Raw genomic sequence first — 13,069 nt, 5'->3', positions numbered from 1 at the left:
CAGTGCAACGAAAAGCGGCTATGGAATCACCGATTGCAGACGCTAAGCGCATGAAATCAGATTCAAATCTCGAATCGAAGGACAACCGATGATTACTGCCCCCGACAACGACAACAATTCCGAAGGCCCGATGGTCTTCATCATCATCGGCAAGGGCTATCAGTCCGATGACAGTGAGGGCGTCGACCTCCACATCATGCTCAAGGCCGCCGATGACGACAGCGCCGTGCGCGAGGCTCTGAACGCACTGGCCGAGGAAGGCTTCATCGAGGCAGATCTCGACCAGATCGGCATGCTGACCGAGGTACCGGAAGAGGAGCCGCACGCCTCCGCTTACCAGGGCGCCGTCGACGGCGAAGTCGCGATCATCCGCTTCAGCTGAGACCCCGATGAAGCCGAATGCGCTCAAGGTGCTGATCTACGCCACTTGGCGCGACAGGCTACTGGTTTTCGATGAGCCCGACTTTCCCGAGGTCGAGCTTCAGGTTCCCGGCGGTACGGTTGAGGCCGGCGAAGATGTCGGCGCCGCGGCACTTCGGGAATTTTCGGAAGAGACCGGGATCCTGCCCGCAACTCCCCTCACCCCGCTCGCCGTCCATGACTATCGCTTTTCCAAAAACGGTACCGAAACTTGCCACCGGCGGCACTACTTCCACGTTTCCCTCGAAGGTAAGCAGCCCACCACTTGGCTGCATCGGGAAATGACGCCGTTCAGCGGCGGAGGGCCAATCCTGTTTCGGTTCTTCTGGCTCAGCTTCGACACCGCCAGCACACGGCTCGGCTACGGCATGGAGCATGGATTGCCGCTGCTTGGCTGAGCCTCTCACCGGTAATAACGAACCAAAAGCGAAAGCCGCCCGGATCGCTCCGGGCGGCTTTTCAATTCTGAGAACCAAACTGCCGATTATTCGGCAGCCGGCGCGCTCTCGCCTGCGAGATCCTGCAGCATCGGGGTGGCGACATCGGCGCCCGTGCCCTTGCGGCGTTCTTCGAGGATCATCTCGTCGCGCGACGTCGCGATGCGGCGGATCTGGGTCATCGTGCCACCGGTACCGGCTGGGATCAGGCGGCCGACGATGACGTTTTCCTTCAGACCCTGCAGGCCGTCGGTCTTGCCGGCGATTGCAGCCTCCGTCAGCACCTTCGTCGTTTCCTGGAAGGACGCGGCGGAGATGAAGGACGGGGTCTGCAGCGACGCCTTGGTGATACCGAGCAGAACCGGATCGCCATAAGCAGGCTTCTTGCCCTGTTCGATCAGCGCATCGTTGACGTCTTCGAGCTCGATACGGTCGACGTTGTCGCCGACGATGTAGGTCGAGTCGCCTGCATCGGTGATTTCCACCTTCTGCAGCATCTGACGGACAATCACTTCGATGTGCTTGTCGTTGATGACAACGCCCTGCAGGCGATAGACTTCCTGGATTTCGTTGACCAGGTACGAAGCCAGAGCTTCGACGCCCTTGATCGCCAGGATGTCGTGCGGAGCCGGGTTACCGTCGAGGATGTAATCACCCTTCTCGATATAGTCGCCTTCCTGAAGGTGGAAGGGCTTGCCCTTCGGGATCAGGTATTCGACCGGCTCGACACCGTCTTCCGCCGGCTCGATGATGACGCGACGCTTGTTCTTGTAATCGCGGCCGAGGCGGATCGTACCATCGATCTCAGCGATGATGGCGTGGTCCTTCGGACGACGAGCTTCGAACAGTTCGGCAACGCGCGGCAGACCACCGGTGATGTCTTTGGTCTTGGCGCTTTCGAGCGGCGAACGTGCAAGCACGTCACCCTGCGACACCTTGGTGCCCGGCTCGACCGACAGGATCGCGTCGACCGAAAGCAGGAAGCGAGCGTCACCACCACGGGACAGCTTCATGACATTGCCGCTGGCGTCCTTGATGACGATTGCCGGCTTAAGGTCCGAACCACGCGGGGTCGAACGCCAGTCGATAACCTGACGCTTGGTGATGCCCGTGGATTCGTCGGTCGCTTCAAGAACCGAGAGACCGTCGACAACGTCTTCGAACTGAACGGTACCGGCTACTTCCGTCATCATCGGACGGGTGTAGGGGTCCCACTCTGCCAGACGCTGGCCGCGCTTGACCTTGTCGCCTTCGTCGACGTGCAGCTTCGAACCGTAGGCCACACGCTGCGAGGAGCGCTCGACACCACGTTCGTCCAGGATCTGGACGGTCATGTTGCGGCCCATAGCAACGAGGTTGCCATCCGAGTTGCGCAGCAGGTTGCGGTTCTTGATCTGAACCGTACCTTCATACGAAGCTTCCAGGAACGACTGGTCGACCACGGTTGCCGTGCCACCAAGGTGGAACGTACGCATGGTGAGCTGCGTGCCCGGCTCGCCGATCGACTGAGCAGCGATAACACCGACCGCTTCGCCCATATTGACAGGCGTACCGCGTGCAAGGTCACGACCGTAGCAGACCGCGCAAACGCCGGTCTGGATCTCGCAGGTCAGGGCCGAACGGATGCGGATCGACTGGATACCAGCCTTTTCGATCTCGATGACATCGGGTTCGAGGATCATCTTGCCGGCGTCAACGAGGCGCTCACCCGTAACCGGATGATCGATATCGTCGAGAGCCGTACGACCGAGAATACGGGCGCCGAGCGAGGCAACGACCTGACCGGCATCGACGATGGCAGTCATGGTGAGGCCGGTATCGGTACCGCAATCGACCGAGTTGACGATGCAATCCTGGGCGACGTCGACGAGACGGCGTGTCAGGTAACCGGAGTTCGCGGTCTTCAAGGCGGTGTCGGCGAGACCCTTACGGGCACCGTGCGTCGAGTTGAAGTACTCGTTGACGGTCAGGCCTTCCTTGAAGTTCGACGTGATCGGCGTTTCGATGATTTCGCCCGACGGCTTGGCCATGAGGCCGCGCATGCCGCCCAGCTGACGCATCTGGTTCGGAGAACCACGGGCGCCGGAGTGCGACATCATGTAGATGGCGTTCATGGGCTTCTGACGACCGGTGGTCTTGTCGAATTCGACGGCTTTGATGCGGGCCATCATGTCTTCGGCGACCTTCTCGGTGGCCTTGCCCCAGGCGTCGACGACCTTGTTGTACTTTTCGCCCTGGGTGATCAGGCCGTCATTGTACTGCTGTTCGTATTCCTTCACCAGGTTTTCGGTATCACCGACGATCTTCGCCTTGGTTTCCGGAATGACCATGTCGTCCTTGCCGAACGAAATGCCGGCGCGGCACGCATGGCTGAAGCCGAGCTGCATGATACGGTCGCAGAAAATGACCGTGTCCTTCTGGCCGCAATGACGGTAGACCGCGTCGATCATCTTCGAGATGTTCTTCTTGGTCATTTCCTGGTTGCAGATGTCGAAGGTCACCTTGCCGTTCTTGGGCAGAAGTTCGCCAATGAGCAGACGGCCCGGCGTCGTTTCGTAGATCTTCGAATACGGCTTGCCGTCTTCGCCGACCGACTTGAAGCGACCGCGGATCTTGGTGTGCAGCGTCACGACCTTGGTCTCGAGCGCATGATGCAGTTCGCCGAGATCGGAGAAGGCCATGCCTTCGCCCGGCTCGTTCTGGTTCATGATCGAGAGGTAATAGAGGCCGAGAACCATGTCCTGCGACGGAACGATGATCGGTGCACCGTTTGCCGGGTGCAGGATGTTGTTCGTCGACATCATCAGAACGCGGGCTTCGAGCTGGGCTTCGAGCGACAGCGGCACGTGAACGGCCATCTGGTCGCCGTCGAAGTCGGCGTTGAATGCCGTGCAGACGAGCGGGTGCAGCTGGATAGCCTTGCCTTCGACCAGGGTAGGTTCGAAGGCCTGGATGCCCAGGCGGTGCAGCGTCGGCGCGCGGTTCAGGAGAACCGGATGCTCGCGGATGACCTCGTCGAGGATATCCCAAACCTCAGGCTTTTCCTTTTCGACCAGCTTCTTGGCCTGCTTGACGGTCGAGGAGTAACCCTTGGCGTCGAGACGGGCATAGATGAACGGCTTGAAGAGCTCGAGCGCCATCTTCTTCGGAAGACCGCACTGATGCAGCTTCAGTTCCGGACCGGTCACGATGACCGAACGGCCGGAGTAGTCGACGCGCTTGCCGAGTAGGTTCTGACGGAAGCGGCCCTGCTTGCCCTTGAGCATGTCGGACAGCGACTTCAGCGGACGCTTGTTGGCGCCGGTGATAACGCGGCCACGGCGGCCGTTGTCGAAGAGCGCATCCACAGATTCCTGCAGCATGCGCTTTTCGTTGCGGATGATGATGCCCGGAGCGCGCAGTTCGATCAGGCGCTTCAGACGGTTGTTACGGTTGATGACGCGGCGGTAGAGATCGTTGAGGTCCGACGTCGCGAAACGACCGCCATCAAGCGGAACGAGCGGGCGCAGGTCCGGCGGGATCACCGGAACGACCTTCATGATCATCCATTCCGGGCGGTTGCCCGACTCCATGAAGTTCTCGACGATCTTCAGGCGCTTCATCAGCTTCTTCTGCTTGAGATCCGACGTCGTGTCGGCAAGCTCGGAGCGCAGATCGCCGGCGATCTTCTCGAGGTTCATCGAGGCCAGCATCTCGTAGATGGCCTCAGCGCCGATCATGGCCGTGAACTGGTCTTCGCCGTATTCGTCGACGGCAAGCATGTACTCTTCTTCCGAGAGGAGCTGGTGCTCCTTAAGGGCGGTGAGGCCCGGCTCGGTGACGATGTAGTTTTCGAAGTAGAGAACGCGCTCTACATCCTTCAGCGTCATGTCGAGCAGCGTCGAGATGCGGCTCGGCAGCGACTTCAAGAACCAGATGTGGGCAACGGGAGCTGCGAGCTCGATGTGGCCCATGCGCTCACGGCGAACGCGCGACAGCGTGACTTCGACGCCGCACTTTTCGCAGATGATGCCCTTGTACTTCATGCGCTTGTACTTGCCGCACAGGCACTCGTAGTCCTTGATCGGTCCGAAGATGCGCGCGCAGAAGAGACCGTCGCGTTCCGGCTTGAACGTGCGGTAGTTGATGGTTTCCGGCTTCTTGATCTCACCGTAAGACCAGGAAAGAATCTTCTCCGGAGAAGCAATCGAAATCCGGATGGAATCGAAGTTCTGTGCAGGCACCTGCGGATTGAAAAGATTCATGACCTCTTGGTTCATGCCTGTCTCCTTCATGGGCGGATGCGCCCTTAGCTTGCATGGACGGCGGCAAATCCCGGGAGCCGCGCCAACGCTCAAAACGACAATAACCGCAGAATGCGGCGAAATCGTCCCTGCCCGGCCGACACGTACGGGGCCAGAGCGGGAACGGTGTGCGCTGCGTGACAGCGCACACCCTATCGGTGGTTACTCGGCGGCGTCCGGCAACTGGCCGGCCTGCTGCTCGTCGACCTTCGAATTCTCGAGTTCGACGGACAGCCCGAGCGAGCGCATTTCCTTGACGAGAACGTTGAAGCTTTCCGGAATACCGGCTTCGAACGTATCGTCGCCACGGACGATGGCTTCGTAGACCTTGGTACGGCCGGCGACGTCGTCCGACTTCACCGTCAGCATTTCCTGCAGCGTGTAGGCTGCACCGTATGCTTCCAGAGCCCAGACTTCCATTTCGCCGAAGCGCTGACCGCCGAACTGCGCCTTGCCGCCCAGCGGCTGCTGGGTAACGAGCGAGTAAGGACCGATCGAACGGGCGTGAATCTTGTCGTCGACAAGGTGGTTCAGCTTCAGCATGTAGATGTAGCCAACCGTGACCTGGCGGTCGAACTGCTCACCGGTACGGCCATCGTACAGCGTCGACTGACCGCTTTCCTTGAGACCAGCCAGAGCCAGCATCTCGTTGACGTCACCTTCATGAGCACCGTCGAAGACCGGCGTTGCAATCGAAACGCCGCGCTTCCACTGGTCAGCCAGACGCAGGACCGAGTCATCGTCGAAGTCCTTGACCTGTTCGGCCTTCGGACCGTCGCCGACAACGTCGCCGATCGTCTTGCGTAGCGGCTCGATGTTGCCGCTTGCCCTGTAGGCTTCCAGCATGTCGCCGATCTGGCGGCCCATACCAGCGCATGCCCAACCAAGATGCGTCTCGAGGATCTGACCGACGTTCATGCGTGAAGGCACACCCAGCGGGTTCAAAACGACGTCGACGTGCGTGCCATCTTCCAGGAACGGCATGTCTTCGACCGGAACGATGCGCGACACGACACCCTTGTTGCCGTGACGGCCGGCCATCTTGTCGCCTGGCTGGATCTTGCGCTTCACAGCAACGAAGACCTTGACCATCTTCATGACGCCCGGAGGCATTTCGTCGCCGCGCTGGACCTTTTCGACCTTGTCCATGAAGCGCTGCTCAAGGCGCGACTTGGATTCGTCGTACTGGCCACGCAGAGCTTCGAGTTCGCCCTGGACCTTCTCGTCTTCGACCGCGAACATCCACCACTGCGAGCGCGGGTATTCGGAGACGACGGCGTTTGCCAGCTCGGTGCCCTTCTTGAAGCCCTTCGGGCCCGCGATGGCGACTTGGCCACGCAGCATGTCGACCAGACGACCGTAGACGTTACGGTCGAGGATCGCCTGCTCGTCGTCGCGGTCCTTTGCAAGGCGCTCGATCTCTTCGCGCTCGATCGCCATCGCGCGCTCGTCCTTCTCAACGCCATGGCGATTGAAGACGCGCACTTCGACGATGGTGCCGTAGGTGCCGGGCGGCATGCGCATGGAGGTATCGCGAACGTCCGAAGCCTTCTCACCGAAGATGGCGCGCAGAAGCTTTTCTTCCGGCGTCATCGGGCTTTCGCCCTTCGGCGTGATCTTGCCGACGAGAATATCGCCCGGCTGAACTTCGGCGCCGATGTAGACGATACCGGCTTCGTCGAGGTTCTTCAGCGCTTCTTCCGAAACATTCGGAATGTCGCGCGTGATTTCTTCCGGACCAAGCTTGGTGTCACGCGCCATCACTTCGAATTCTTCGATGTGGATGGAGGTGAACACGTCGTCAGCAACGATACGCTCAGAGAGCAGGATCGAGTCTTCGTAGTTGTAACCGTTCCACGGCATGAACGCGACGAGCGCGTTGCGGCCGAGTGCCAGATCGCCCAGGTCCGTCGACGGACCGTCGGCGAGGATGTCGCCGCGGTTGACCTCGTCACCGACGGTGACCAGCGGGCGCTGGTTAACGCAGGTGTTCTGGTTCGAACGCTGGAACTTCTGCAGGCGGTAGATATCGACGCCGGACTTGCCGGCTTCGAGGTCTTCCGTCGCACGGATAACGATACGCGTCGCGTCGACCTGGTCGACAACACCGCCGCGGCGGGCGCCGATAGCAGCACCGGAGTCGCGGGCGACAACCGGCTCCATGCCGGTGCCGACGAACGGAGCTTCAGCGCGCAGCAGCGGAACGGCCTGGCGCTGCATGTTCGAGCCCATGAGAGCGCGGTTGGCGTCGTCGTTTTCCAGGAACGGGATGAGAGCGGCAGCAACCGAAACGACCTGCTTCGGCGAGACGTCCATCAGGTTCATACTGTCGCGCGGTGCGAGCATGACTTCGCCGGCATGACGGCAGACGACGAATTCGTCGGTGAAGGAACCGTCGGTGCCGAGCTCGGCGTTCGCCTGCGCGACGTAGTACTTCGCTTCTTCCATGGCAGAGAGGTAAAGAACGTCGTTCGTCACCTTGCCATCAACGATGCGGCGGTACGGGCTTTCGATGAAGCCGTACTTGTTCACGCGGGCGAAGGTCGCAAGCGAGTTGATCAGACCGATGTTCGGGCCTTCCGGCGTTTCGATCGGGCAAATGCGGCCGTAGTGGGTCGGGTGAACGTCGCGGACTTCGAAGCCTGCGCGCTCGCGGGTCAGACCACCCGGGCCAAGAGCCGATAGACGCCGCTTGTGGGTGATTTCCGAAAGCGGGTTCACCTGGTCCATGAACTGCGACAGCTGCGAGGAGCCGAAGAATTCACGAACGGCAGCAGCTGCCGGCTTCGCGTTGATCAGATCCTGCGGCATGACCGTGTCGATTTCGATCGAGGACATACGTTCCTTGATCGCACGCTCCATGCGGAGCAGACCGAGACGGTACTGGTTTTCCATCAATTCGCCAACGGAGCGAACACGTCGGTTGCCGAGGTTGTCGATGTCGTCGATTTCGCCCTTGCCGTCGCGCAGTTCGACCAGCATCTTGACCACGGCCAGGATGTCGTCCTTGCGCAAGATGCGGACGGTGTCTTCGACGTCGAGATCAAGACGCATGTTCATCTTCACGCGGCCAACGGCGGAGAGGTCGTACCGCTCCGCATCGAAGAACAGCGAGTTGAACATGGCTTCGGCCGAGTCCATTGTGGGCGGTTCACCCGGACGCATGACGCGATAGATGTCGAACAGAGCGTCCTGGCGGTGCTCGTTCTTGTCTGCCGTCAGCGTGTTGCGGATATAGGCGCCGACATTGATGTGGTCGATGCCGAGAACCGGGATCTCGTCGAAACCGTTCTGCAGGATGACAGGCAGCGTCTTCTCGTCGATCTCGTCGCCGGCCTCGAGGTAGATTTCACCCGTCGAGTAGTTGACGATGTCTTCGGCGAGGTAGTTGCCGTACAGATCTTCGTCCGTTGCCTTCAGAGCCTTCAGGCCCTTGTCAGCGAGCTGGCGGAGCAGACGCGGGGTCAGCTTCTTGCCGGCTTCGACAACGACTTCGCCGGTATCGGCGTCGACCATTTCGGTGATCGCCTTGGCACCCTTGAGGGTCTCAGGCGTAAACGGAATACGCCAGCCCTTGCCGTCGCGCTGATAGTCTGACTTCGTGTAGAACGTCGACAGAATTTCTTCACCGTCCATGCCGAGCGCCATCAGCAGCGAGGTCACGGGGATCTTGCGGCGGCGGTCGATACGGGCATAGACGATGTCCTTGGCGTCGAACTCGATGTCGAGCCAGGAACCGCGATACGGGATCACGCGGGCAGCGAAGAGCAGCTTGCCGGAAGAATGGCTCTTGCCCTTGTCGTGATCGAAGAAGACGCCCGGCGAACGGTGCATCTGAGACACGATAACGCGCTCGGTGCCGTTGACGATGAACGTACCGTTGTTGGTCATGAGCGGCATGTCGCCCATGTAGACCGACTGTTCCTTGATGTCCTTGATGGACTTCGCGCCCGTATCTTCATCGATATCGAACACGATCAGACGGAGAGTAACCTTCAACGGCGCGGCGTAGGTGAGGTCGCGCTGGCGGCATTCATCAACGTCGAACTTCGGCGGTTCGAACTCATAGGACACGAACTCCAGCATCGAAGCGCCGGAGAAATCCGTGATCGGGAAAACGGACTTGAAGACAGCCTGAAGGCCCTCGTCAGGGCGACCGCCCTTGGGCTCTTCAACCATCAGGAATTGGTCATACGATGCCTTCTGAACCTCGATGAGGTTCGGCATTTCTGCGACTTCTGGGATCTTACCGAAAAACTTGCGTACGCGCCTACGACCATTGAACGAAAGGGTCTGAGCCATCGTCGCTCCTTCAAAATTGCATCCGGGCCTGCAACGGACGGGAACCGATGGCCAGTCGACCCCGTCAATCAATGAGTAGTTCAATCTCGTCTCACTTCCCGAAATGCGAGGCCGGATTGCCTTCGCGTCTCGGTTCGAGACCATCCTCTTGAAGAACCCATTACCCAAAAGCCGTTTTCACGCGGCTTTTGGGTAATTCGTTCGACTAAACGGCAAATGGGAGGCGGGAAACCCCACCTCCCAGATGCAGTTCAAGATTACTTAACGTCGACCTTGGCGCCGGCGTCTTCAAGCTTCTTCTTGATGTCAGCAGCTTCAGCCTTGGAAACGGCTTCCTTGACAGCCTTCGGAGCGCCTTCGACGAGGTCCTTGGCTTCCTTGAGGCCGAGGCCGGTGATGGCGCGGACTTCCTTGATGACGTTGATCTTGTTTGCGCCGGCATCCGTGAGGATGACGTCGAACTCGGTCTTTTCTTCTTCAACGGCAGCAGCAGCGCCAGCACCGCCAGCAGCGGCAGCAACAGCTACCGGAGCAGCAGCGGAAACGCCCCACTTTTCTTCGAGAAGCTTCGACAGTTCTGCAGCTTCCAGAACGGTCAGCGAGGAGAGGTCGTCTACGATCTTTGCGAGATCAGCCATGTTATCAGTTCCTTTTGTTCGGTTCGAACCGGTGTTTTATAAACAGCAAAAAACCGCCTTATGCGGCTTCGTCCTTCTTGGCGTAAGCCGAGAACACGCGAGCAAGCTGGCTTGCCGGTGCTGCAACAACGCCTGCGATGCGGGTAGCCGGAGTCTGGATCATGCCCAGCAGCTTCGCGCGCAGTTCGTCCAACGACGGCAGGGTCGCGAGCGACTTGACTGCATCGGCGTTGAGCGTGGTTGTTCCCATGGCGCCGCCCAGTACAACGATCTTGTCGTTGCCCTTGGCGAAATCCACGACGACTTTCGGAGCGGTGATCGGATCAGTGCTGTATGCAATCAGCGTCTGACCGGTGAAGAGATTGGAAATCCCTTCCGCTTCCGTACCCTGAAGGGCGATCTTGGCCAGGCGGTTCTTCGCGACTTTGACGGTGCCGCCAGCAGCGCGCATCTTCGAACGGAAGTCGTTCATCTGCGCGACTGTAGCACCAGCATAGTGGGCCACGACAACCGAGCCCGAAGCCTTGAAGACTTCGTTCAGTTCCGTGACGAATTCGCGTTTTTCCGCTCTTTCCACTGCCTATCTCCAGTTGGCAGGACCTTTTGACGGGGCCTACCGGGTTGCCTTTGCCTCCTGGGATCAGAAGAGATCCCAAGCGACGCTTGAGGATCCTGTCCCCTCGCGCTTCGCGCCAAAGAAAGGCCGAAGGCACAAGGCATCCAAGGCTCGAACCAAATTCCTAGAAGCAAAACTTCATGCAATTCGGGTCTTACCCGTCTCATGCAGGCGAAGTGATTAAGGGAAAACCACCTGCAATCTCGGACAGGATTCCGGATTTCTCCGGAATATTCCGGCCCCTTGCGAGGCCGGAATTCATGAACCGGGCCGAAGCCCGGCGAAACTTACTTAAGCGGCCGTAACGGACGACGGGTCGATCTTGACGCCCGGGCCCATGGTCGAAGAGATCGCTACGCGCTTGACGTAGTTGCCCTTGGCGCCTGCCGGCTTGGCCTTGATGACCGCATCAGCGAAGGCACGGATGTTTTCTTCCAGCGCCTTGGCGTCGAAAGAGGCCTTGCCAATGCCGGCGTGAACGATACCGGCCTTTTCAACGCGGAACTCAACAGCGCCGCCCTTAGATGCCTTAACGGCACCAGCGACATCCATCGTAACCGTACCAACCTTCGGGTTCGGCATCATGCCACGCGGGCCGAGAACCTTACCGAGGCGACCGACGAGCGGCATCATGTCCGGGGTCGCGATGCAGCGATCGAAATCGATCTTGCCGCCCTGGACGATTTCGACGAGCTCTTCAGCACCGACGATATCTGCGCCAGCTGCCTTGGCTTCGTCAGCCTTGGCGCCACGAGCGAAGACAGCAACGCGAACGTCGCGGCCCGTTCCGTTCGGCAGGTTGACAACGCCGCGGACCATCTGGTCTGCGTGACGCGGATCGACGCCGAGGTTCATAGCGACTTCGATGGTTTCATCGAACTTCGCAACCGCGCGCTCCTTGACCATGCCGATTGCAAGGTTCAGAGCGTAGAGCTTTGTGGGATCAACACCTTCGTTGATCTTCTTGGTGCGCTTGCCAGCCATGGTCTTATCCTACCACTTCCAGGCCCATGGCGCGGGCAGAGCCCTCGATCATCGCCATTGCACCTTCGATATCCGCTGCGTTCAGATCCTTCATCTTGGCTTCTGCGATCGACTTGATCTGAGCCTTGGTGAGCTTGCCGGCGGTAGCGCCCTTGCCAGGCGTCTTCGAACCGGACGTGATCTTCGCTTCCTTCTTCAGCCAGTAGCTGACGGGCGGCTGCTTCATCGCGAAGGTGAAGGACTTGTCCTGGTAGTAGGTGATGACGACCGGGATCGGCATACCCTTTTCCATTTCCTGCGTAGCGGCATTGAACGCCTTGCAGAATTCCATAATGTTAATGCCACGCTGACCAAGCGCCGGACCAATCGGCGGGGACGGGTTTGCCGATCCTGCCTTGACCTGAAGCTTGAGCTGGCCTGCAACTTTCTTAGCCATATCTCTCTGCCTTTCATTGATGACCGGTTGCCCGGCCAGTGATGCCGGATTTCTCCGGCGGCTGCGGTTGCGTGGTGCGGATCACAGGGTCCGGCTAAGACCCCTCACCTTCCACGCGGTTCGCGGCTCACACCGCGCCTGCTCAGACCTTTTCGACCTGAGCGTATTCCAGCTCGACCGGCGTAGCGCGGCCGAAGATCGACACTTCAACCTTCAGGCGCGAACGCTCTTCGTCCACATCCTGAACCGTGCCGTTGAACGAAGCGAACGGACCGTCGGAAACGCGGACCTGCTCGCCAATCTCGAAGGTAACGGATGCCTTCGGCCGTTCGACGCCTTCCTGAACCTGGCCAAGAATACGCTCGGCTTCATAATCCGGAATCGGAACGGGTTTATTGTCGGAGCCGAGGAAACCAGTAACCTTCGGCGTGTTCTTAATCAGGTGGTAGGCTTCGTCCGTGAGATTGGCACGAACGAGAACGTAGCCCGGAAAGAACTTGCGCTCGGAATCGACCTTGCGGCCGCGACGCACTTCAACCACCTTTTCAGTCGGCACGAGGATCTTTTCAAAAAGATGCTCGAGTCCCTTCTGCCTGGCCTTCTCCTCGATGGATTCAGCCACCTTCTTCTCAAAATTCGAATACGCGTGGACGATGTACCAACGTGCCGCCATGTTACTACTCCACCCGATCAATTGCCGACGTTAAGCACGAAGCTCAACAGCCAGCCAATGAGCTGGTCAGCGGCAAAAAAGAACAGCGCGGCAAAGATCACCATTACAAGCACCATGACCGTCGAGATCATCGTCTCGCGGCGCGACGGCCAGGTAACTTTCGACGTCTCGGAGCGGACCTGCTGTAGAAACGTAAACGGATTGGATTTGGATGCCATCGACTGCCCACGCAATTACGGCGCGTAAAGCTGAAAATTCAGCCCCACGCACCGCGTGTCTG

At 59.4% G+C, this 13,069-nt stretch carries 10 protein-coding genes; 2 read left to right on the top strand and 8 right to left on the bottom strand.

Going from position 1 to position 13,069, the window contains the following annotated elements; translation table 11 throughout:
- Positions 1 to 88: 88 nt before the first annotated feature.
- Both ACSQ9D_RS05200 and ACSQ9D_RS05195 read left to right on the top strand, forming a co-directional pair.
- Entirely contained in the window at positions 89 to 382 is a 294-nt protein-coding gene (locus ACSQ9D_RS05200; protein WP_024318423.1) for a hypothetical protein, read from the top strand.
- Between the two features lie 7 nt (positions 383 to 389).
- Positions 390 to 818, top strand: a complete 429-nt coding sequence (locus ACSQ9D_RS05195; RefSeq protein WP_436281413.1) for an NUDIX hydrolase — start codon at positions 390 to 392, stop codon at positions 816 to 818.
- 86 nt (positions 819 to 904) lie between these two features.
- On the opposite strand, the gene rpoC is transcribed toward ACSQ9D_RS05195, so the two are convergent.
- From rpoC to secE, 8 genes are all read right to left on the bottom strand, one after another.
- A complete protein-coding gene (gene rpoC, locus ACSQ9D_RS05190; protein WP_037125792.1) occupies positions 905 to 5,116 on the bottom strand; it encodes a DNA-directed RNA polymerase subunit beta' in 4,212 nt (1,403 codons plus the stop codon).
- Between the two features lie 186 nt (positions 5,117 to 5,302).
- Positions 5,303 to 9,442 (bottom strand): DNA-directed RNA polymerase subunit beta, encoded by a 4,140-nt coding sequence (gene rpoB / locus ACSQ9D_RS05185; protein ID WP_024318426.1) that lies wholly within the window; start codon positions 9,440 to 9,442, stop codon positions 5,303 to 5,305.
- Between the two features lie 257 nt (positions 9,443 to 9,699).
- Positions 9,700 to 10,080 carry a 50S ribosomal protein L7/L12 gene (gene rplL / locus ACSQ9D_RS05180; RefSeq protein WP_037125797.1) on the bottom strand — a complete coding sequence of 127 codons (381 nt, stop codon included), beginning with the start codon at positions 10,078 to 10,080 and terminating at the stop codon, positions 9,700 to 9,702.
- A 58-nt stretch (positions 10,081 to 10,138) separates the two neighbouring features.
- On the bottom strand, positions 10,139 to 10,657 hold the full coding sequence (gene rplJ, locus ACSQ9D_RS05175) for a 50S ribosomal protein L10 (RefSeq protein WP_007791997.1): 519 nt from the start codon (positions 10,655 to 10,657) through the stop codon (positions 10,139 to 10,141).
- A 330-nt stretch (positions 10,658 to 10,987) separates the two neighbouring features.
- The gene (gene rplA, locus ACSQ9D_RS05170; protein WP_037125799.1) at positions 10,988 to 11,680 is read right to left on the bottom strand and encodes a 50S ribosomal protein L1; all 693 of its coding nucleotides are present in this window, start codon (positions 11,678 to 11,680) and stop codon (positions 10,988 to 10,990) included.
- A gap of 4 nt (positions 11,681 to 11,684) precedes the next feature.
- Entirely contained in the window at positions 11,685 to 12,116 is a 432-nt protein-coding gene (gene rplK / locus ACSQ9D_RS05165) for a 50S ribosomal protein L11 (RefSeq protein WP_024318430.1), read from the bottom strand.
- A gap of 142 nt (positions 12,117 to 12,258) precedes the next feature.
- Positions 12,259 to 12,789 carry a transcription termination/antitermination protein NusG gene (nusG, locus tag ACSQ9D_RS05160; protein ID WP_037125800.1) on the bottom strand — a complete coding sequence of 177 codons (531 nt, stop codon included), beginning with the start codon at positions 12,787 to 12,789 and terminating at the stop codon, positions 12,259 to 12,261.
- Positions 12,790 to 12,806: 17 nt separating this feature from the next.
- Positions 12,807 to 13,007, bottom strand: coding sequence for a preprotein translocase subunit SecE (gene secE, locus ACSQ9D_RS05155; protein ID WP_007531587.1), 201 nt, complete (start codon positions 13,005 to 13,007; stop codon positions 12,807 to 12,809).
- Between the last annotated feature and the right edge of the window lie 62 nt (positions 13,008 to 13,069).

The organism is Rhizobium sp. LjRoot258 (assembly GCF_964254185.1).
Taxonomy (GTDB): Bacteria; Pseudomonadota; Alphaproteobacteria; order Rhizobiales; family Rhizobiaceae; genus Rhizobium.
The sequence above is the reverse complement of the archived record's forward strand: the minus strand, read 5'-3'. Positions and strand labels throughout refer to the sequence as shown.